Raw genomic sequence first — 20,401 nt, forward strand, 5'->3', positions numbered from 1 at the left:
AATTTATACTTAGTCCCAATATTGATACCGGACAAATTCATGTCGATAAGCTCATTCAACCGACGCTGGGCCGCGGTGATTCTGGAAGCCTTAACGCGCCACGGCGTCAGGCATATCTGCATTGCGCCAGGCTCCCGTTCGACGCCACTGACGCTCGCCGCCGCCGAAAACCGCGCATTTATTCATCACACCCATTTTGATGAACGCGGGCTGGGCCATCTTGCGCTCGGGCTGGCGAAAGCGAGCCGTGAACCGGTGGCGGTGATCGTCACCTCCGGTACCGCCGTGGCGAACCTCTACCCGGCGCTGATTGAAGCCGGGCTGACCGGCGAAAAACTGGTGCTGCTGACGGCAGATCGCCCGCCGGAGCTGATTGATTGCGGTGCCAACCAGGCGATTCGTCAGCCCGGCATCTTTGCTTCCCATCCGACAGAGGCCATCGCCTTACCGCGCCCGTCACAGGATATTCCGGCGCGCTGGCTGGTCTCGACGATTGATAATGTGTTGGGCACATTGCAGGGCGGGGCGGTGCACATTAACTGCCCGTTCGCCGAGCCGCTGTATGGCGAGATGGATGAGACCGGTCTTGGCTGGCAGCAGGCGTTAGGCGACTGGTGGCAGGATGATAAGCCCTGGTTACAGGCCAGCGCGCCCTGTGGCGTTGATACCCAGCGGGACTGGTTCTCCTGGCGGCAGAAACGTGGCGTTGTGATTGCCGGGCGTATGAGCGCAGCCGAAGGACGCAAGCTGGCGGAGTGGGCGAAAACCCTCGGCTGGCCGCTGATTGGCGATGTGTTATCGCAAACCGGGCAGCCGCTGCCCTGCGCCGATCTCTGGCTTGCTAATAGCCAGGCCGTTGAGGCGCTCAGCGAGGCGCAGATTGTGCTGCAATTTGGCAGCAGCCTGACCGGAAAACGTCTTTTACAGTGGCAAGCAACCTGCGCGCCGCAAGAGTACTGGCTGATTGATAACCTTCCCGGCAGGCTCGATCCGGCGCACCATCGCGGGCGTCGTTTAGTCGCAGATGTGGCTGGCTGGCTGGCGCTGCATCCGGCTGAACCCCGCGCGCCGTGGTGCGAAACGCTGACCTCGCTTTCAGCAGTTGCCTGGGAGCGCGTGCGTCTACAGCGTGAGGCGTTCGGCGAAGCGCAGCTCGCACATCGTATTAGCGACTACTTACCAAACCAGGGGCAGCTTTTTCTCGGCAACAGCCTGGTGGTGCGGCTGGTGGATGCGCTGGCGCAGCTGCCGGCAGGTTATCCGGTCTACAGCAACCGCGGCGCGAGCGGCATTGATGGCCTGCTCTCCACGGCGGCCGGCGTGCAGCGGGCCACCGCGCGCCCGACGCTGGCAATCGTCGGCGATCTCTCTGCGCTCTACGATCTTAACGCCCTCGCACTGCTGCGCCAGGCCTCCGCGCCTTTTGTGCTGCTGGTGGTCAATAACAACGGCGGGCAGATCTTCTCCTTGTTACCGACGCCGCCCGCCGAGCGCGAGCGCTTCTATCTGATGCCGCAGAATGTCCATTTCGATCATGCCGCCGCGATGTTCGATCTTCCTTACCACCGCCCGGAGAGTTGGGCGCAACTGGAGCAGACGCTGAGCGAGGCCTGGCAGAAGCCGGGCGCGACGGTGATTGAGGTGGTGGTAAACGAGACGGATGGCGTGCAGACCCTGCAAAACCTTGTCGCGCAGGTCAGCCAGCTATGAGTTTGCACGCAGAGATCCATGCCGGTCGACAGCCGCTGCCGTGGCTGGTTTTTCTGCACGGTTTTTCTGGTGATGGCCGCGAATGGCAGCCCGTCGGCGCAGCGCTGGCGGATTTCCCGCGTCTCTATCTCGACCTGCCAGGCCACGGCGCATCCGCCACAACCTGTGTCGACTCCTTTAGCGGGATGGATGCGCTGCTGCGATCGGCGCTTAGTCGTTACAACATACTAAGCTACTGGCTGGTGGGGTACTCCCTCGGCGGCCGCATTGCGATGTTTCACGCTTGCCAGCAACCAGTGGGGCTGCAGGGCATCATTATCGAAGGCGGCCACCCAGGGCTTACCGATGAACAGGAGCGAGTTGCGCGGCTTGAAGCGGATGAGCAGTGGTGTCAGCGCCTGCGTCATCAGCCGCTCAGCGAGGTGTTTGACGCCTGGTATCGCCAGCCAGTATTTGCCGCACTGACAGAGACAGAACGTGCGGCGCTGGTTGCGCTTCGTAGTCATAACGATGGCAACGCGCTGGCGCAGATGCTGGCGGCGACGTCCTTGGGCCGCCAGCCCGATCTGCGCGCTGCACTGCGGGACGCCGCTTTTCCCGTTCACTATTTCTTTGGCGAACATGACCGTAAGTTTCGGGCGCTGGCGAGCGAAGTCGCGCACCATTGTTACGCCATTCCTGCCGCCGGGCACAACGCGCACCGGGAGAATCCCGCGGCCGTTGCTGCCCTGCTGGCGCGAATTCTGCCTCTTGAGATTAAGGACCGACCATGATCTACCCTGATGAAAAAGAACTTTATGCCGCCGTTGAGTGGCACGACTGCTCCGAAGGCTTTAGCGATATCCGCTATCAAAAATCCGCTGACGGCATCGCTAAAATCACTATCAACCGCCCGGAAGTGCGCAACGCGTTTCGTCCTGTCACGGTAAAAGAGATGATTCAGGCGCTGGCCGATGCGCGCTACGACGACAATATCGGGGTGATTATCCTGACCGGTGAAGGTGATAAAGCCTTCTGCGCTGGCGGCGATCAGAAGGTGCGCGGGGATTACGGCGGCTACCAGGATGACTCTGGCGTGCACCACCTCAACGTCCTCGATTTTCAACGCCAGATCCGTACCTGTCCGAAACCGGTGGTGGCGATGGTGGCGGGCTACTCCATCGGCGGTGGTCATGTGCTGCATATGATGTGCGATCTTACCATCGCGGCGGAAAACGCGATCTTCGGCCAGACCGGCCCGAAAGTTGGCTCCTTCGACGGCGGCTGGGGCGCGTCCTATATGGCGCGCATTGTCGGCCAGAAGAAAGCGCGCGAAATCTGGTTCCTCTGCCGCCAGTACGACGCGCAGCAGGCACTGGATATGGGTTTGGTCAACACCGTGGTGCCGTTAGCGGATCTGGAAAAAGAGACCGTGCGCTGGTGCCGTGAAATGTTGCAGAACAGCCCGATGGCGCTGCGCTGCCTGAAAGCGGCGCTGAACGCAGATTGCGACGGCCAGGCGGGGCTGCAGGAGCTGGCGGGCAACGCCACCATGCTCTTCTATATGACCGAAGAGGGTCAGGAGGGTCGCAACGCTTTCAACCAGAAGCGCCAGCCTGACTTCAGCAAATTTAAACGGAACCCGTAATGCGCCGGGCGCAGATCTACCGCTGGCAGATCCCGCTGGATGCAGGCGTGGTGCTGCGCGAGCGTCGGCTGAAAACCCGTGACGGGCTTTTTATCCAGCTACAGGAAAACGGCGGCGAAGGGTGGGGGGAGATTACCCCACTGCCGGGGTTCAGCATTGAGACGCTGGATGAGGTGCAGCCTGCTGTGATGGCGTGGGTGCAAGCCTGGCGTGACGGCGCATCGCCCGCGCTGCCATCGCAACCCAGCGCGGCGTTTGGTCTGAGCTGTGCGCTGGCCGAGCTGGCGGGGGAGTTGCCGCAGCCTGCCGACTACCGCGCGGCGATGCTCTGCACTGGCGATCCCGATGAGCTGTTTGCCGCACTCGCCGCGCTGCCGGGTAAGAAGCTGGCGAAGGTGAAAGTCGGGTTGTACGAAGCGGTACGCGACGGCATGGTGGTTAATCTGCTGCTGGAGTCGATCCCCGATCTGCGCCTGCGTCTGGATGCCAACCGCGCCTGGACGCCGCTGAAAGCTCGCCAGTTCGCTAAATATGTCGCGCCAGCCAACCGCTCACGCATCGCTTTTCTGGAAGAGCCGTGCCAGAGCCGCGAAGCGTCGCTGGCCTTTGCTGAGGAGACTGGCATCGCGATTGCCTGGGATGAGAGCCTGCGCGAGGCGGATTTCACCTTTACGCCTCAGCCCGGTGTCAGTGCGGTAGTGATCAAGCCAACCCTCACCGGCAGCCTGCAAAAGGTGGCGCAGCAGGTCGCGGCAGCACATGCGCTCGGCTTGACGGCGGTGATCAGCTCATCGCTGGAGTCGAGCCTTGGGCTAACGCAGCTGGCGCGGATTGCCGCCTGGCTGACGCCCGGCACCGTGCCCGGTCTTGATACTTTACAGTTGATGTCCGCACAGCTGATTCGCCGCTGGCCCGGCAGCGAACTGCCCTGCATCGCGGCAGCGGAACTGGACGCGTTACTATGAATTTTCCCGACTGGCCGTGGCGATACTGGCGCGAGCAGCGCGGCGACCAGCCTGCGCTGCGCTCAGATCAGCATACCCTGAGCTGGCAGCAGCTCTGTGCCGAGGTGGATGCGCTGGCAAGCGGCTTTGCCCGGCAGGGCGTCGGCGCGGGGGATGGGGTGATGCTGCGCGCGCGCAACCAGTCGCAGACGGTGCTCGCCTGGCTGGCGCTATTGCAGTGCGGCGCGCGGGTGTTACCCATCAACCCGCAGCTTCCCGCCGCCTTGCTCGATACGCTGCTGCCCACCATGACGCTACGCTTCGCCCTCGATCTGACCTCCGCGCCGCTGGCGCACGATTTTATCCCTCTGCGCTGCGCGCAAGCGCCGGGTGAGCACGCGGTTGAATGGCAGCCGCAGCGGCTGGCGTCAATGACGCTCACTTCCGGCTCGAGCGGCTTGCCAAAAGCGGCGGTGCATACCTGCGCCGCCCATCTGGCCAGCGCGCAGGGCGTAGTGGCGCTTATTCCCTTTAATGCGGACGATGACTGGCTGCTCTCGCTGCCGCTATTTCATGTCTCCGGGCAGGGCATTTTATGGCGCTGGCTGTTGGCGGGGGCGCGCATGACGGTGCACGACAAGCTGCCGCTGGATCAGGCGCTGCGCGGCTGCAGCCATGCGTCGCTGGTGCCGACGCAGCTTTGGCGCCTGCTCAATGAGAATGCCCCGCTGTCGCTGAAAGCGGTGCTGCTCGGCGGCGCAGCGATCCCCGTTGAGTTGACCGAACAGGCACGCGAGCGCGGTATCCGCTGCTGGTGCGGGTATGGTTTAACGGAGTTTGCCTCAACGGTATGTGCAAAAGAGGCCGACGGCGCGCCGGATGTCGGTTATGCGTTGCCGGGGCGTGAGGTAAAAATTGTCGGCGAAGAGGTGTGGCTGCGAGCAGAGAGCCTCGCCGCAGGCTACTGGCGCAACGGTGCGTTGCTGCCCCTGCTTAACGATGCAGGCTGGTTTGCCACCCGCGATCGCGGCACGCTGCATAAAGGGCGCCTCACCCTGCATGGCCGGCTGGATAACCTCTTTTTCAGCGGCGGCGAAGGCATTCAGCCTGAAGAGGTAGAGCGCGCCATCGCCCGTCATCCGCAGGTACAGCAGGTGTTTGTGGTGCCGGTTGATGACGTGGAGTTTGGTCAGCGCCCTGTCGCGGTAATTGAGTGCGAAAGCGAGGTCAATGCCGCGGCCCTCAGCCACTGGGCGGCGGATAAGCTGGCGCGTTTTCAACAGCCGGTGCGCTGGCTGCCTTTACCAGAGGAGCTTAAAAACGGCGGCATCAAAATCTCCCGCCGCGCCCTGCAAACATGGGTGAACCAGCAGCAGCGCTAGTGCCATAACTCTTTTTGCGAGCTGCCTCGACAGAGCGAAAGTCTGTGGCTGACATGCACTCAGAGTGTGTTAATTTGCGCCCGGCAGGCTAAAGCAGGGAGAGCTATGGGCACATCTTCATCATCTGCACCGCATGATGCGGTGTTTCGCAAATTACTGTCACATGCGGAAACGGCGCGTGACTTCTTCGAAATCCATCTACCAAAGCGTTTACTGGCGCTATGTGATCTGAATACTTTGCATCTCGAGTCAGGCAGCTTTGTTGAGGAGAATCTGCGTTATTGCTACTCCGATATTCTCTACTCTCTTAAAACCCCCTCTGGCGACGGTTATCTCTATGCGTTGGTGGAGCATCAAAGCTCACCAGATAAGAATATGGCCTTTCGCCTGATGCGCTATGCCATAGCGGCTATGCAGCGCCATCTTGATAAAGGACATAGCGAACTGCCGCTGGTGATCCCGGTGTTGTTCTATCATGGACGGGTAACCCCCTACCCGTGGTCACTGCGCTGGCTCGACAGATTTCCGTTATCCCACCAGGCTGAAGCGCTCTATACACAAACCTTTCCTCTGATCGATGTCTCGCAGATACCCGATGCTGAAATCGCGCAGCATCGGCGGATTGCGATGCTCGAATTGCTGCAAAAACATGTGCGCCAGCGGGATATGCTGGAGCTCAGGGAGCAACTGGTCAGCCTGCTGGCGCTGGGATACACTGGCAACGCGCAGTTGAAAGCGTTGCTGCACTACCTGTTACAGGCCGGGCACACCGCCGATCCGGCAACGCTTTTGACCGCCATGGCCAGCCAGACAGTGGATCAGCAGCAGAAGGAGACGTTAATGAACATTGCACAATATCTTCGCGAGGAGGGGCTGGTTAAAGGCCTGGCTCAGGGGCGAGCCGAAGGCGTTCAGCAGGAGGCGATGCGTATTGCGAAAGTGATGCTGGAAAAGGGGATGGAGCCTGACGTTGTGGCCTCCCTGACCGGTATTCCGGTTGAGATGGTAGAGAAAGCCCGCCACTGACACGCTCCGGTGCCAGGCTTTTCGTCCTCGGGCCCGAAAGCGTGTTTGCCTCAGGCCGTACACGCTATTAGACGTTCTGCTATCGGGAAAATAAGCGTACAATCAGACGCTTTGGGGCGCTGCCCCGTTTCGTGCGGAACGTGAAAATGAAAAAGTTAGCTCTATTAGGATGTGCTGGCGTGTTGCTAGCCTCCGCCGGTGCGCAGGCGATAAGCCTGAATGGACAGATTGGTAAAGATTACAGCAGCCTCGGTTTCGGTCTGGGAACCGAAACCAGTGGTATCGCCGTCAGCGGTAACTGGGCGCATAGCGAAGATGATGGTGACACCGCAAGCCTTGGGCTCGGTTACAACCTGCCGCTCGGGCCGTTCCTGGCAACCGTTGGTGGTAAAGGCATCTACCTGAACCCGGATGAGGGCAGCGAAGGTTATGCCATCGCTGTCGGCGGCGGTTTGCAGTGGGAGATCGCCCGCAGCTTTAACATTTTCGGCGAGTATTACTACTCTCCGGACTCGCTCTCAAGCGGCGTTAAAGAGTACCAGGAAGCCAAAGCCGGTGCGCGTTATACCATTATGCGCCCGTTCACCGTCGAAGCCGGTTATCGCTACATTGAGATGGCAGGCAAAGATGGCCGCCGCGACAGCATCGTTGCGGATGGTCCTTATCTCGGCGCCAGCGCCAGCTTCTGATCCCCCGGCGCGGCGGCAGCCGCGCCCATTTCCCTCTCTTTACCCTGTGCATGCGCTATAGTGTTTCAATCCCGATTGCAGGAGCGAACGATGTTAAATGTGGAGATGTTATCGACCGGCGATGAAGTGCTGCATGGCCAGATTGTCGATACCAATGCGGCCTGGCTGGCCGACGTATTTTTTAACCAGGGGTTGCCGTTAACGCGCCGCCATACCGTTGGCGATAACCTCGACGACTTGATTGCGATTTTGCGCGAGCGCAGCGAACAGGCCGATGTGCTGATCGTCAACGGCGGTCTTGGGCCAACCAGCGATGATTTGAGCGCGCTGGCAGCGGCCACCGCCAAAGGCGAAACGCTGGTGCTGCACGAAGCGTGGCTTAAGCAGATGGAGCGCTTTTTTACCGATCGCGGCCGCGTCATGGCCCCCAGCAACCGCAAGCAGGCGGAGATCCCGGCCAGCGCCGAGCTGGTCGATAACCCGGTCGGCACCGCCTGCGGGTTTGCATTGCAGTTTAACCGCTGCCTGATGTTCTTTACCCCCGGCGTCCCCTCAGAATTTAAAGTGATGGTCGAGCAGGAGATCCTGCCGCGTCTGCGTGAGCGTTTCACTCTGCCGCAGCCGCCGGTCTGCCTGCGTCTGACCACTTTTGGTCGCTCAGAGAGCGACCTGGCGGAAAAACTCCAGCATCTCGATCTGCCGCCCGGCGTGGTAATGGGTTACCGCTCATCGATGCCGATTATCGAACTTAAACTGACCGGTCCGGCAGAGCAGCGCGCGGCGATGGAAGCGCTGTGGCCGGAAGTGAAAAAAGTGGCGGGGGAAAGCCTGATTTTTGAAGGCACCGAGGGGTTACCGGCTGCGATTGCCTCCGCACTGCGCGAGCGCCAGCTGAGCCTCACCCTGAGCGAGCAGTTCACCAGCGGGCTTATCGCCTTGCAACTCTCCCGCGCCGGTGCACCTCTACTTGCCAGCGAAGTACTGCCGTCGCAGGCCGAAGCGCTGGCACAAACCGCGCGCTGGACAACCGAGTCACGCAACCGGCATCTCGCCGGGCTGGCGTTGACCGTTACCGGGCTGGAAGAGGATCATCTCAACTTCGCGCTGGCGACGCCGGAAGGCACCCGCGCCCTGCGGGTGAAGTTCAACAGCAGCCGCCACAGCCTGGCGGTGCGCCAGGAAGTCTGTGCAATGATGGCGCTCAATATCCTGCGCCGCTGGCTGGCGGGCAAAGATATCGCCAGCGATCACGGCTGGATTGCGGTGGTTGAAACCCTCGCTGTGGAATAACTTGTAAAACAATCGCGGGCGTTAGCCTAATGCCCGCGCCAGCAGCGTAATGGGGTGTTCGCAGGGTTTGCCGGTGGACATCTCAATCTGCCATTTGCAGGTCTCACAATCCGTTACCACTAGATCTGCACCGCTGGCCTCGATTTGCGCAAACAGCGGTGCGCCAATGGCCTGCGAGGTGGCGTAGTTCTCCCGCTTGAAGCCATAGGTGCCCGCGATGCCGCAGCAGGCAGAATCGAGCACCGTCAACTCTAAACCCGGAATGCGCCGCAGCAGATCCAGCGTGTAGTGCGTCCAGCCCATCTTCTCCATATGACACGGCGTGTGATAAACCACTTTCAGCGGCATCTCTCTGAGCCGCAGAGTGTGCCCCTCATCGAGCTGTCGCCAGATCCAGCGGGTGGCTAAATCAATATGTGTGCGCAGGTGGCTGTTATCGACCTCCAGCAGATGTGGATACTCATCGCGCAGGGTGAAGGCGCAGGTGGAGGAGGTGGCGATCACCTGCATTCCATCCATACCAATCGCCTGCTCCAGTGCGCTGAGATTGAACTGCGCCTGCTTTTTCGCCTTAGCGAAGTAGCCGTTGGCAATCAGCGGGACGCCGCAACACTTCTCACGCTGCAATAACTGCACGCCAATGCCCATCTGGTTCAACACGCGGGTCAGGTCTTTCCCCAGTTGTGGATGGTTGTAATTGACATAGCAGCCGTGGAAAAACGCCACCTGCTCGCCGTAGGCGCGCTGCTGCGCCGCCACGCTGCGATACCAGTGGCGAAACGTGCCGCCGCTGGCATATTTCGGCAGCGTGCGGTGATGATCGATTTTTAACGCTTTATCCAGCAACTGGCGCACCGGCTTCAGGGAGGTCGCGGCATTGACCAGCGGCGCGAGAGGCGTCGACAGGGTACCCATCAAATCCGTATGGCTGAGAATGGCATTACGCACTGAGAGCGGTTTTGCCCCATGCTGCGCGCGGGCGCGCTGGATCAGATCGCCAATTTTCACCCCGGATGGGCATGCGGTTTCGCAGCGCTTGCAGTTGGTGCAATATTTCAGCGCATCGTCATACAGCGCGGCATCTTTCAGCCGCAGCCGCTCGCCATCCGGCCCCGCCTGTTTTGGCCCGGGGTAGGCGGGGTTAACCCGGCTTACCGGGCAGGCGGTGGTGCAGGCGGTACATTTGATACAGCTTTCGAAAGAGTTGTGCATTAGGGTTTTCCTCCCTGATCGAGGATCTGCTGCGCGGCATGCAGCGCCGTTACAGCGCAAACACCGCCGCCGCAGCCCTGGGCGATGGCGTCATAGCCGCCAAGTAGCGAGCCGATCGCATAGAGATTCTCAAGCGCTTGCCCGTCGCGCAGACCACGAAGCTGTTCATCGGTGCGCACGCCAAACTGGTGCCACGGCTGCGGGGCAAAGAGATCGTCGCCATACCACTCCCGGCGCGAGGCGCTTTGCAGGACATCGAGATTGAATACCGCTTCGCGCACGCGATCGCGTCCAGCGATGAGCCCGTTACTGAAAAAGCTGCCGCTGGCCAGCACGATATGGCGGGCGCGCAGCGGCAGATCGTCATGCTTGCGCGTCCAGAGCTGCGTTACCCGGCCTTGATTGATATCGGCGCGCAATACCTCATCGCCCGGCATCCAGCTGCCGCCGCTGCGCGTAAACCGCTGCTGCAGGGCGTACTGTAGGCGCATGCCCAGCACCGAAGGGGGCAGCGTGGCGATCAGCCGCAGCGGGCAGGCCAGATCTTCGCTCAACTGCGTAAACACTTTACTCTCCGTCAGACCAAAACAGGCGGGGAGCCACAGCATCTCGTACCGCGCACTCAGCGGGCGCAGGGCGGCGCAGAGATCGGTGTAATGTTCAGGACGATCGAGCTGGCGCGCGATGGTCACGGCGCGAAACTCGCTGGGGTTATCGCGAAGCGTGTCGAGAAGCGGTAGCGCAATCTCTTCAGCCCCGGCAGCAACACCGCGCTGGCGCAGCGCTTCCACCGCCAGTTCGGGCTGAAAGTCGAGAAAACCGCTGATGCCAATAACAGCGACGCGCAGTCCCTGCTGTGGTTTCAACGCAATCTCTTGCGGGCTGAGCCACGCCCGGCGATAAGTGCCCAGCGGCGTGACGCGCAGGTGCGGCGTATCGACATCGCCTTGCATCTCTAACCCGCAGTCGGCGAGCAGGGTTTGGGTTTGCCGCGCATAGTGGCGCACGCGCTCAACGCCAAGCCGTGCATAGGGGTGCTCGGGGTGATGGTATTGCAGATGCGCAATGGCCTCTGTCAGCGTGCCGGCCGGTTTACCCTCCGGCAGACGGGAGAGCAGATCGAGAGAGCCGGAAGAGAAGCTCAGCGCACTCTGGCCGCGGCTGACAATCGCGCAGCGCTGGCCGCTCTCGCTCAGACGAATGCCGCACAGCAATCCCGCCAGCCCGCCGCCGATAATCACCGTATCAAATCTCATCATCCTGCTCCTTCTCCAGCCCGCACAGCCCCTGGTAAACCCAGCGGGTAAACTCGCTCTCACGCAGCGCATCGCCCCAGGCGATAGGTTTAATTCCCTTCCAGCGCTCGTTCAGAAACTCCGCCAGCTGCCTGCGCGCTTCGTTGTCGCGCGTGACATGGAGCCGGTTAAGCTGCCCGGCGGCGCGGCAGGCGCAGAGCTCGCCCTGGCAGGTGCCCATACCGACGCGGGTGCGGCGGCGCAGATCGAGCAGTGAGGTGACATTGAGGTTTTCCACCGCGTACTGCACTTCCCCGGCGGTGACGGCTTCGCACTCACACACCAGGCTGCGGTTGTGTCGGTCGCTGGCGAGCCACGCCGGGGCGCGATCGCCGTGGCGGTAGACCGCTGAACCGCGCAGCGGCGTTGGCAGGGAGATGATCTTCTTCAGTGCCTCGTCTGGTGAACCCAGCGATCCCGGCAGCGCTTTCGTCGCCGTGGTGCAGGCTACGTTATGGTTGAGCTTGCGGCAGACGGCATCCGTTGCCCATTCGGCCATCAGGCGGTAGGTCATCAGTTTGCCGCCGGTAATGGTGATAAACCCCTCCAGCCCGTCGCGCGCAGCGTGGTCGAGCAGCACGATGCCGCGGCTGACGTTGCGCCCGCTGGGATCATCATCGCTCGCCACCAGCGGACGCACGCCAGCGTAAGCGCGTAGGATGCGCGTTTGCCCCATTACCGGGGCCAGTTTCTCCCCTTCGCGCAGCAGAATATCGACCTCATCCGCCGTGACGCGCACGTTATCGATATCGCCATAATTAATCTGCGTTGAAGTGGTACCGATCAGCGAAATGGTGTCGCCGGGCACCAGGATATCGGCGTCGGCAGGCTTGCGGCAGCGGTTGATGACATGCTGGTTAATGCGGTGATCGAGGATCAGCAGTGCGCCTTTTGCCGGGAACATGTGAATGCGCAAATCGGCATACTCCGCGATGCGCTGGCCCCAAATCCCGGCGGCATTGACCACCACCGGCGCATGCAGGTCGCGGATTTCGCCGCTGGAGATATGGCGCAGGCGCACGCCATACACCGTGTCGCCCGTGCGCAGCAGGCCGCAGACTTCGTGGCCGGTAAGGATTTTTGCACCGTGCTCGCGGGCATCAAGCATATTGCTGGCGGTCAGGCGGAAGGGGTCGACAGTGCCGTCCGGCACGCGCACCGCGCCGATAAGCTGCGGGTTGACGCTCGGCTCCATGCGCCTGGCTTCCTGTGGGCTAATGGCCTGTGCGGCAATCCCGGCGCGGGTGCAGGCCTCAGTGAAGTGTGTCTGGTAGCTCAGATCGTCTTCCGGCAGGGTGATAAATAGCCCATCGGTCGCTTCAATACAGTGGCGGGCAATACGTTTGAGGATCTGGTTTTCGGCGATGCATTCACGCGCTGATTCGTTATCGGTCACCGCATAACGCGCGCCGCTGTGTAGCAAACCGTGGTTGCGACCGGTGGCACCGGTCGCAATGTCGTGGCGTTCGAGCAGAACAGCGCGCAGGCCGCGCAGAGCGCAATCACGAGCGATACCGGCACCCGTTGCGCCGCCGCCAATAATGATTACATCGTAGTCGTTTGAGTAGGGCACGGTCGTCTCCTGGCTGGTCGACGTTCTTTACCGACCATTTAGCCATACCCTTATTGTGGTTTGTTTGATATCGCGCATATACGAACAAGAAACGAAAGTGAAATGCACTTTTCCGCACGAAGTTAGAGCTTTGTCATATTTCTGTAACATTATATGTGGCATTTCATTCTTTCTCGTCAAAACTTTCTCTACAATCCGCCGCGAACAACTCAAGCGATTTTCGTTTTCACTCATGACGCCTGATGTCATGACTTTTACCGTGCCACGGAGGCAGTTTATGTTGAGCATTTTCAAACCCGCCCCCCACCAGTCTCGCGTGCCCGACGCGCAGGTTGATCCTCTGTACCGCCGTTTACGCTGGCAAATCTTTCTGGGCATCTTCTTTGGCTACGCCGCCTACTACCTGGTGCGTAAGAACTTTGCGCTGGCGATGCCCTATCTGGTGGAGCAGGGCTTCTCGCGCGGCGATCTGGGCTTTGCGCTGTCGGGGATCTCAATTGCGTACGGCTTCTCAAAATTTATTATGGGCTCGGTGTCGGATCGCTCGAATCCGCGCGTTTTCTTGCCCGCTGGTCTGATCCTCGCAGCGGCAGTAATGCTGTTTATGGGCTTTGTGCCGTGGGCTACCTCCAGCATTGCGGTGATGTTTGTGCTGCTGTTCCTCTGCGGCTGGTTCCAGGGGATGGGCTGGCCGCCGTGCGGACGCACGATGGTGCACTGGTGGTCGCAGAAGGAGCGCGGCAGCATTGTGTCGGTGTGGAACTGCGCCCATAACGTCGGCGGCGGTCTGCCTCCGCTGCTCTTCCTGCTGGGGATGGCGTGGTTTAACGACTGGCACGCGGCGCTCTATATGCCAGCCTTTGGTGCCATTCTGGTGGGGATTATCGCTTTTGCACTGATGCGCGATACGCCGCAATCCTGCGGTCTGCCGCCGATTGAAGAGTACAAAAACGACTACCCGGATGATTACAGCGACAAGCATGAAGAGGAGCTGACGGCGAAGCAGATCTTTATGCAGTACGTGCTGCCGAACAAGCTGCTGTGGTATATCGCCATCGCTAACGTCTTTGTCTATCTGCTGCGCTACGGCATCCTCGACTGGTCGCCGACCTATCTGAAAGAGGTGAAGCACTTCGCGCTGGATAAATCCTCCTGGGCCTACTTCCTCTATGAGTACGCGGGCATTCCCGGCACGCTGATCTGCGGCTGGATGTCGGACAAAGTCTTTAAGGGTAACCGCGGCGCGACCGGCGTCTTCTTTATGACGCTGGTGACCATCGCCACCATCGTTTACTGGCTCAACCCGGCGGGCAACCCGGGCGTGGATATGGCCTGCATGATCGTCATTGGCTTCTTGATCTACGGCCCGGTAATGCTGATTGGTCTGCACGCGCTGGAGCTGGCACCGAAGAAAGCAGCCGGTACTGCGGCGGGCTTTACCGGCCTGTTTGGCTATCTCGGTGGCTCGGTGGCGGCGAGCGCCATTGTTGGCTATACCGTCGATTTCTTCGGCTGGGACGGCGGTTTCATGGTGATGATCGGGGGTAGCGTACTGGCGGTACTGCTGCTGATCGTGGTGATGATTGGCGAAAAACGCCATCACGCTGACGTGCTTGCGCGTCGTCAATAACAGGAGATGTTATGAAATTGTCCTTTAGCCGCATTACGACAGGCCTGCTGCTGGCGGGCCTGATGGCAGGCCAGGCGCTGGCCGCCGAAAAGCTGGTGATCGCCCATCGCGGCGCCAGCGGGTATCTCCCGGAGCATACGCTGCCTGCCAAAGCGATGGCCTATGCCCAGGGCGCGGACTATCTGGAGCAGGATCTGGTGATGACCAAAGACGATCGTCTGGTGGTGCTGCATGACCACTATCTCGATCGCGTCACCGATGTTGCCGAGCGCTTTCCCGACCGCGCCCGCAAAGATGGCCGTTATTACGCCATCGATTTCACGCTGGATGAGATCCGCTCGCTGAAATTCAGCGAAGGGTTTGAGTTAAAGAACGGCAAGAAAGAGCAGGTTTTCCCTGGCCGTTTCCCGATGGGCAAATCCGATTTCCGTATTCATACCTTTGAAGAGGAGATTGAGTTTGTGCAGGGGCTGAACCACTCGACCGGCAAAGATATCGGGATCTATCCGGAGATCAAAGCCCCGTGGTTCCACCATCAGGAAGGGAAGGATATTGCGAAGGCGACCCTTGAGGTGCTGAAGAAGTACGGTTACAGCAGCAAGAAGGATAAGGTCTATCTGCAGTGCTTCGACGCTGATGAGCTTAAGCGCATCAAAAATGAGCTTGAGCCGAAGATGGGGATGGATCTCAATCTGGTGCAGCTGATTGCCTATACCAAATGGAATGAAACCCAACAGAAGCAGCCGGACGGCAAGTGGGTCAATTACGATTATGACTGGATGCTGAAACCCGGCGCGATGAAGCAGATTGCGCAGTACGCGGATGGTATCGGCCCCGATTACCATATGCTGGTGGCGGATGGCTCGAAGCCGGGTCACGTGCAGTTAACCGCAATGGTGCAAGAGGCGCATGCCAGCCATTTACAGGTGCACCCGTTTACGGTGCGCGCCGATCAGCTGCCGCCGTATGCCAGCGATGTGAATCAGCTTTATGAGGTGTTATATCACCAGGCCGGGGTCGACGGGTTGTTTACCGATTTCCCTGATAAAGCAGTGCAGTTTTTGAAGCGTAAATAAGCGTGGAAGCCGATAAGCGAAGTTGCCTGATGGCGCTTCGCTTATCAGGCCTACAAAAGATGAGTGTGTAGTAATTGTAGGCCGGGTAAACGCAGTGCCACCCGGCATTTTTTACATCTCGATCTCGATATCGCCTTTCGCCCGGCAGCAGCAGGGCAAAATTTCCCCTTCGTTGATAAAGGCCAGCGGCTCGCTAATCCAGTCCACCTGGCCTGCTACCAGCCGACAGCGGCAGGAGCCGCAGTAGCCTTCACGGCACTGATATTCAACTTCCACCTGCTGGGACTCCAGCGCCACCAGCAGGGAAGGGTGCTCTTCCTGGCAATGCACCTGCGTGCCGGAAAGGCGGAGCGTAACCCGGCTCATCACAGCTGGAAGTTGCTCAGATCGTCGGTATCGACCTGCGAGTCGATCTGCCCGACGAGGTAGGAACTCACTTCCACTTCCTGCGGCGCCACCTGCACGTTATCGGACACCAGCCAGGTGTTGATCCACGGAATCGGGTTGGAGCGGGTCTGGAACGGCAGATCAAGACCCACCGCCTGCATACGGATGTTGGTGATGTACTCAACATACTGGCAGAGGATATCTTTGTTCAGACCAATCATTGAGCCGCCGGAGAAGAGATACTCCGCCCACTCTTTCTCCTGCTGCGCCGCCTGCACAAACAGGTCGTAGCACTCTTTTTTGCACTCTTCGGCAATCTCCGCCATCTCCGGATCGTCAACCCCGGAACGCAGCAGGTTCAGCATATGCTGGGTGCCGGTCAGGTGCAGGGCTTCATCACGGGCAATCAGGCGGATGATTTTGGCGTTACCTTCCATCAGTTCGCGTTCGGCGAAAGCGAAGGAGCAGGCGAAGCTGACATAGAAGCGAATCGCTTCCAGCGCGTTCACGCTCATCAGGCAGAGATAGAGTTTTTTCTTCAGTTCGCGCAGGCTGATGGTGACGGTTTTGCCGTTCACGCTATGGGTGCCTTCGCCCAGCAGATGCCAGTAGTTGGTCATCTCAATCAGCTCGTCATAGAAGGAGGAGATCCCTTCCGCGCGCTTGAGGATCTGCTCGTTGGTGACGATATCGTCAAACACCACCGCCGGATCGTTAACGATATTGCGGATGATATGGGTGTAGGAGCGCGAGTGAATGGTTTCTGAAAACGCCCAGGTTTCCACCCAGGTTTCCAGCTCCGGAATGGAGATCAGCGGCAGCAGCGCCACGTTCGGGCTACGACCCTGAATTGAGTCCAGCAGCGTCTGATACTTGAGGTTGCTGATAAAGATATGCTTTTCATGTTCCGGCAGTGCCTGGAAGTCGATGCGATCGCGGGAAACATCAACTTCTTCCGGACGCCAGAAGAAGGAGAGTTGCTTTTCGATCAGCTTTTCGAAGATGTCATATTTTTGCTGGTCGTAGCGCGCCACGTTCACCGGCTGGCCAAAGAACATCGGCTCGAGCAGCTGATCGTTTTTCTTCTGAGAAAAGGTGGTGTATGCCATGAATGTGAGTCCTGTCTTGCGAAAAAAAGGGCGGGTTTCCCCGCCCCTTAGTTAGATCTTACATGCGCCGCTTTCGCAGCCATCGTCCTGGATAGAAGGGACCAGGTCATCCTGCGCATCTTCCGCGCCGTCGCGGGTGTTTTGATAGTAGAGCGTCTTCACACCAAATTTGTAGGCGGTCAGCAGGTCTTTCAGCAACTGCTGCATCGGCACCTTGCCCGACGGGAAACGGGTCGGATCGTAGTTGGTGTTCGCTGAAATCGACTGGTCGATAAACTTCTGCATAATGCCGACCAGTTGCAGGTAGCCGTCGTTGTTCGGCATTTCCCACAGCAGCTCGTAGGCATCTTTCAGCTCTTCATAATCCGGCACCACCTGGCGCAGGATGCCATCTTTCGACGCTTTGATGCTCACGTGGCCGCGCGGCGGCTCAATGCCGTTGGTGGCGTTGGAGATCTGCGACGAGGTTTCAGACGGCATCAGGGCAGAGAGCGTCGAGTTACGCAGGCCGTGCGTGGTGATATCGTCACGCAGCGCTTCCCAGTTGTAGTGCAGCGGCTCGCTGGTAATGCCATCGAGATCCTTTTTATAGGTATCGATCGGCAGAATGCCTTTAGCGTAGGTGGTTTCGTTGAACCACGGGCAGGCGCCTTGCTCTTTCGCCAGCTCGTTGGAGGCTTTCAGCAGCCAGTACTGAATCGCTTCGAAGGTCTGGTGCGTCAGGTTGTTGGCGCTGCCGTCGGAGTAGCGCTTGCCGTTTTTCGCCAGCCAGTACGCGAAGTTGATCACGCCGATACCGAGGGTACGACGACCCATCGCGCCACGTTTTGCGGCCGGGATCGGGTAGTCCTGGTAATCAAGCAGGGCATCGAGAGCGCGCACCGCAAGCGTAGCCAGCTCTTCCAGCTCGTCGAGGTTCTTAATCGCGCCAAGGTTAAACGCAGAGAGCGTGCAGAGCGCGATCTCGCCGTTTTCATCGTTAACATCTTCCAGCGGCTTGGTCGGCAGGGCGATCTCAAGGCACAGGTTGGACTGGCGCACCGGCGCAACAGCCGGATCGAACGGGCTGTGGGTGTTGCAGTGGTCGACGTTCTGAATGTAGATACGGCCAGTCGAGGCGCGTTCCTGCATCATCAGCGAGAAGAGCTCGACCGCTTTAATACGCTGCTTGCGGATGGAGTCATCTTTTTCGTACTGCGTGTACAGACGCTCGAACTCATCCTGATCGGCGAAGAAGGCGTCATAGAGGCCAGGCACGTCGGACGGGCTGAACAGGGTGATATCTTCACCTTTCAGCAGACGGGTATACATCAGTTTGTTGATCTGTACGCCGTAGTCCATGTGACGCACGCGGTTGCCTTCGACGCCGCGGTTGTTTTTCAGCACCAGCAGGCTTTCCACTTCCAGATGCCACATCGGGTAGAAGAGGGTTGCCGCGCCGCCGCGAACGCCGCCCTGTGAGCAGGATTTCACTGCGGTCTGGAAGTGTTTGTAGAACGGTACACAGCCGGTGTGGAACGCTTCACCGCCGCGGATCGGGCTGCCCAGCGCACGGATGCGACCGGCGTTGATGCCGATACCTGCGCGCTGGGAAACGTACTTCACAATCGCGCTGGAGGTGGCGTTGATGGAGTCCAGGCTGTCGCCGCACTCGATCAGTACGCAGGAGCTGAACTGACGCGTCGGCGTACGCACGCCGGACATGATCGGCGTCGGCAGCGAAATTTTGAAGGTCGAGACCGCGTCATAGAAACGTTTCACGTAGTCGAGACGGGTTTCGCGCGGGTAGTTGGAGAAGAGGCAGGCAGCAACCAGAATGTAGAGGAACTGCGCGCTCTCGTAGATCGCACCGGTCACACGGTTCTGCACCAGATACTTCCCTTCCAGCTGCTTAACGGCCGCGTAGGAGAAGTTCATATCACGCCAGTGATCAATAAAGCCGTCCATCTGCTGGAACTCTTCTTCGCTGTAGTCTTCCAGCAGATGATGATCGTATTTACCCAGCGCAACCATGTTCTTCACGTGGTCGAACAGCGCAGGTGGTTCAAACTGGCCGTAAGCTTTTTTACGCAGGTGGAAAATCGCCAGGCGCGCGGCAAGGTACTGATAGTCCGGCGCATCGCGGGAGATGAGGTCCGCAGCGGCTTTAATAATGGTCTCGTGGATATCGGAGGTTTTGATACCGTCGTAAAACTGAATATGTGAACGCAGCTCCACCTGAGAGATGGAAACGTTGCTCAACCCTTCTGCGGCCCAATCCAGTACTCGATGAATTTTGTCGAGATTGATGCGCTCAGTGCCACCATCACGCTTTGTCACCAGCAGACTCTGATTCATTTGCTTACCTGTCCGTGAAATAAAAGTATCCCCCGTATTATCCACAACGCAGCACTGTGACTAACTCTGTGGATAAATACTATATATAGGGGGTTTGCGATAAGAGAAACGCTATATGGTGAGTATTCTAGTAAGGATTCTTTTGAGTACAAGAGTTGATTTTGACGTTAACTTGAGGTTGCGAAAGCGTAATAAACGCTAAGTCCTCGTCGCATAAGGCTTGCAGAGGTTGTCAATAATCTGAAAAAAAAAATGAAATTTTGATCGAGTGCTGATTTCTTCGACGGCGGGGAAGATTGCGCGATTTGCGGCTGCGCAATCTTCATAACATTAACGCATGACGTTAGCGATTTTTCGCCGTTGTATGCAACATATAGTTAACATCAACGCCCGGTCCGAGGGTGAACTTATTCAGCAGCGGGTTAAAGTGTAACCCGGTGATGTGACGCTCCTGTAACACCGTATCGTCGATCCAGGTTAACAGCTCGGCAGGTTTGATAAACTTCTTCGCGTCGTGCGTGCCTTTCGGCACCATGCGCAGCACATACTCTGCGCCAACTACCGCCATCAGCCACGCTTTGCCGTTACGGTTGATGGTCGAGAAGAAGACGTGACCGCCGGGTTTCACAAGCTGTGCGCAGGCTCTGACCACCGATTGCGGATCCGGCACGTGCTCCAGCATCTCCATACAGGTGACGACGTCGTAGCCCTGCGCCTGTTTTTCGGCATGCTCTTCGACTGTCTCTTGTACATAGTCAACCTGCACGCCCGACTCCAGCGCGTGCAGACGCGCAACTTCCAACGGCTCCGCGCCCATATCCAGCCCGGTCACCTGCGCACCCTCTTTGGCCATGCTCTCGGCGAGAATGCCGCCGCCGCAGCCGACATCCAGCACGCGTTTGCCAAACAGGCCGCCAGCGTGTTCGGCGATATAGCCGAGGCGCAGCGGGTTAATACGGTGTAAAGGTTTAAATTCGCCTTCTGTGTCCCACCAGCGTGAAGCGACGGCTTCAAACTTGGCGATTTCTGCATGATCAACGTTCTGAGTAACCGACGGTTTTTCGGCATTCATGGGCGCATTTACTCCTCTCTCAATAAGACCTGTGAGTATATC

17 protein-coding genes are annotated in these 20,401 nt (G+C 59.0%); 10 read left to right on the top strand and 7 right to left on the bottom strand.

Annotated elements, in window-relative coordinates; translation table 11 throughout:
• The first annotated feature begins 39 nt into the window (after positions 1-39).
• The 8 genes from menD to ABIC80_RS01755 all read left to right on the top strand — a co-directional run bounded on the left by menD (position 40) and on the right by ABIC80_RS01755 (position 8,668).
• On the top strand, positions 40-1,710 hold the full coding sequence (menD, locus tag ABIC80_RS01720) for a 2-succinyl-5-enolpyruvyl-6-hydroxy-3-cyclohexene-1-carboxylic-acid synthase (RefSeq protein WP_429175167.1): 1,671 nt from the start codon (positions 40-42) through the stop codon (positions 1,708-1,710).
• Complete coding sequence (gene menH / locus ABIC80_RS01725) at positions 1,707-2,483, top strand: 2-succinyl-6-hydroxy-2,4-cyclohexadiene-1-carboxylate synthase (protein WP_429175170.1); 777 nt, start codon at positions 1,707-1,709, stop codon at positions 2,481-2,483. The genes menD and menH overlap by 4 nt, the downstream gene beginning before the upstream one ends.
• The gene (menB, locus tag ABIC80_RS01730; RefSeq protein ID WP_042714289.1) at positions 2,480-3,337 is read left to right on the top strand and encodes a 1,4-dihydroxy-2-naphthoyl-CoA synthase; all 858 of its coding nucleotides are present in this window, start codon (positions 2,480-2,482) and stop codon (positions 3,335-3,337) included. The genes menH and menB overlap by 4 nt, the downstream gene beginning before the upstream one ends.
• Positions 3,337-4,302, top strand: coding sequence for an o-succinylbenzoate synthase (gene menC / locus ABIC80_RS01735; RefSeq protein ID WP_429175172.1), 966 nt, complete (start codon positions 3,337-3,339; stop codon positions 4,300-4,302). The genes menB and menC overlap by 1 nt, the downstream gene beginning before the upstream one ends.
• Positions 4,299-5,663, top strand: coding sequence for an o-succinylbenzoate--CoA ligase (menE, locus tag ABIC80_RS01740; RefSeq protein ID WP_429175174.1), 1,365 nt, complete (start codon positions 4,299-4,301; stop codon positions 5,661-5,663). The genes menC and menE overlap by 4 nt, the downstream gene beginning before the upstream one ends.
• 105 nt (positions 5,664-5,768) lie before the next feature.
• Positions 5,769-6,689 (top strand): Rpn family recombination-promoting nuclease/putative transposase, encoded by a 921-nt coding sequence (locus ABIC80_RS01745; RefSeq protein WP_429175177.1) that lies wholly within the window; start codon positions 5,769-5,771, stop codon positions 6,687-6,689.
• A 146-nt stretch (positions 6,690-6,835) separates the two neighbouring features.
• A complete protein-coding gene (locus ABIC80_RS01750) occupies positions 6,836-7,378 on the top strand; it encodes a YfaZ family outer membrane protein (protein WP_023479894.1) in 543 nt (180 codons plus the stop codon).
• Positions 7,379-7,468: 90 nt separating this feature from the next.
• Positions 7,469-8,668 (top strand): nicotinamide mononucleotide deamidase-related protein YfaY, encoded by a 1,200-nt coding sequence (locus tag ABIC80_RS01755; RefSeq protein WP_263754302.1) that lies wholly within the window; start codon positions 7,469-7,471, stop codon positions 8,666-8,668.
• A gap of 21 nt (positions 8,669-8,689) precedes the next feature.
• Here ABIC80_RS01755 and glpC read toward each other — a convergent pair whose 3' ends face one another.
• From glpC to glpA, 3 genes are read right to left on the bottom strand one after another with little or no spacing between them, the layout of a single operon-like run.
• The gene (gene glpC / locus ABIC80_RS01760) at positions 8,690-9,880 is read right to left on the bottom strand and encodes an anaerobic glycerol-3-phosphate dehydrogenase subunit GlpC (RefSeq protein ID WP_429175178.1); all 1,191 of its coding nucleotides are present in this window, start codon (positions 9,878-9,880) and stop codon (positions 8,690-8,692) included.
• A complete protein-coding gene (glpB, locus tag ABIC80_RS01765) occupies positions 9,880-11,136 on the bottom strand; it encodes a glycerol-3-phosphate dehydrogenase subunit GlpB (protein WP_429176446.1) in 1,257 nt (418 codons plus the stop codon). The genes glpC and glpB overlap by 1 nt, the downstream gene beginning before the upstream one ends.
• Positions 11,126-12,748, bottom strand: coding sequence for an anaerobic glycerol-3-phosphate dehydrogenase subunit A (gene glpA / locus ABIC80_RS01770; RefSeq protein ID WP_429175181.1), 1,623 nt, complete (start codon positions 12,746-12,748; stop codon positions 11,126-11,128). The genes glpB and glpA overlap by 11 nt, the downstream gene beginning before the upstream one ends.
• A 277-nt stretch (positions 12,749-13,025) precedes the next feature.
• On the opposite strand from glpA, the gene glpT reads away from it, so the two are divergent.
• A complete protein-coding gene (gene glpT / locus ABIC80_RS01775) occupies positions 13,026-14,378 on the top strand; it encodes a glycerol-3-phosphate transporter (RefSeq protein ID WP_429175184.1) in 1,353 nt (450 codons plus the stop codon).
• An 11-nt stretch (positions 14,379-14,389) separates the two neighbouring features.
• Positions 14,390-15,454, top strand: coding sequence for a glycerophosphodiester phosphodiesterase (gene glpQ, locus ABIC80_RS01780; protein WP_042713435.1), 1,065 nt, complete (start codon positions 14,390-14,392; stop codon positions 15,452-15,454).
• Positions 15,455-15,565: 111 nt separating this feature from the next.
• Here glpQ and yfaE read toward each other — a convergent pair whose 3' ends face one another.
• The 4 genes from yfaE to ubiG form a co-directional block, all read right to left on the bottom strand.
• Positions 15,566-15,820 (bottom strand): class I ribonucleotide reductase maintenance protein YfaE, encoded by a 255-nt coding sequence (gene yfaE, locus ABIC80_RS01785; RefSeq protein ID WP_042713436.1) that lies wholly within the window; start codon positions 15,818-15,820, stop codon positions 15,566-15,568.
• Positions 15,820-16,950: a class Ia ribonucleoside-diphosphate reductase subunit beta gene (gene nrdB, locus ABIC80_RS01790; protein WP_023479667.1), complete on the bottom strand. Its 1,131-nt coding sequence runs from the start codon at positions 16,948-16,950 to the stop codon at positions 15,820-15,822. The genes yfaE and nrdB overlap by 1 nt, the downstream gene beginning before the upstream one ends.
• Before the next feature lie 51 nt (positions 16,951-17,001).
• A complete protein-coding gene (nrdA, locus tag ABIC80_RS01795; protein WP_054803357.1) occupies positions 17,002-19,287 on the bottom strand; it encodes a class 1a ribonucleoside-diphosphate reductase subunit alpha in 2,286 nt (761 codons plus the stop codon).
• 343 nt (positions 19,288-19,630) lie between these two features.
• On the bottom strand, positions 19,631-20,359 hold the full coding sequence (ubiG, locus tag ABIC80_RS01800) for a bifunctional 2-polyprenyl-6-hydroxyphenol methylase/3-demethylubiquinol 3-O-methyltransferase UbiG (protein ID WP_200133345.1): 729 nt from the start codon (positions 20,357-20,359) through the stop codon (positions 19,631-19,633).
• Positions 20,360-20,401: the final 42 nt, after the last annotated feature.

The sequence above is a fragment of the Kosakonia sp. 1610 genome (genome assembly GCF_050435845.1).
In the GTDB taxonomy this organism is placed as follows: Bacteria; Pseudomonadota; Gammaproteobacteria; order Enterobacterales; family Enterobacteriaceae; genus Kosakonia; species Kosakonia cowanii.

Bases quoted from the DNA above. Each gene is read 5' to 3' on its own strand.
- menD (WP_429175167.1), top strand. From the start codon at position 40: ATGTCGATAAGCTCATTCAACCGACGCTGGGCCGCGGTGATTCTGGAA.
- menH (WP_429175170.1), top strand. From the start codon at position 1,707: ATGAGTTTGCACGCAGAGATCCATGCCGGTCGACAGCCGCTGCCGTGG.
- menB (WP_042714289.1), top strand. From the start codon at position 2,480: ATGATCTACCCTGATGAAAAAGAACTTTATGCCGCCGTTGAGTGGCAC.
- menC (WP_429175172.1), top strand. From the start codon at position 3,337: ATGCGCCGGGCGCAGATCTACCGCTGGCAGATCCCGCTGGATGCAGGC.
- menE (WP_429175174.1), top strand. From the start codon at position 4,299: ATGAATTTTCCCGACTGGCCGTGGCGATACTGGCGCGAGCAGCGCGGC.
- ABIC80_RS01745 (WP_429175177.1), top strand. From the start codon at position 5,769: ATGGGCACATCTTCATCATCTGCACCGCATGATGCGGTGTTTCGCAAA.
- ABIC80_RS01750 (WP_023479894.1), top strand. From the start codon at position 6,836: ATGAAAAAGTTAGCTCTATTAGGATGTGCTGGCGTGTTGCTAGCCTCC.
- ABIC80_RS01755 (WP_263754302.1), top strand. From the start codon at position 7,469: ATGTTAAATGTGGAGATGTTATCGACCGGCGATGAAGTGCTGCATGGC.
- glpC (WP_429175178.1), bottom strand. From the start codon at position 9,880: ATGCACAACTCTTTCGAAAGCTGTATCAAATGTACCGCCTGCACCACC.
- glpB (WP_429176446.1), bottom strand. From the start codon at position 11,136: ATGAGATTTGATACGGTGATTATCGGCGGCGGGCTGGCGGGATTGCTG.
- glpT (WP_429175184.1), top strand. From the start codon at position 13,026: ATGTTGAGCATTTTCAAACCCGCCCCCCACCAGTCTCGCGTGCCCGAC.
- glpQ (WP_042713435.1), top strand. From the start codon at position 14,390: ATGAAATTGTCCTTTAGCCGCATTACGACAGGCCTGCTGCTGGCGGGC.
- yfaE (WP_042713436.1), bottom strand. From the start codon at position 15,820: ATGAGCCGGGTTACGCTCCGCCTTTCCGGCACGCAGGTGCATTGCCAG.
- nrdB (WP_023479667.1), bottom strand. From the start codon at position 16,950: ATGGCATACACCACCTTTTCTCAGAAGAAAAACGATCAGCTGCTCGAG.
- nrdA (WP_054803357.1), bottom strand. From the start codon at position 19,287: ATGAATCAGAGTCTGCTGGTGACAAAGCGTGATGGTGGCACTGAGCGC.
- ubiG (WP_200133345.1), bottom strand. From the start codon at position 20,359: ATGAATGCCGAAAAACCGTCGGTTACTCAGAACGTTGATCATGCAGAA.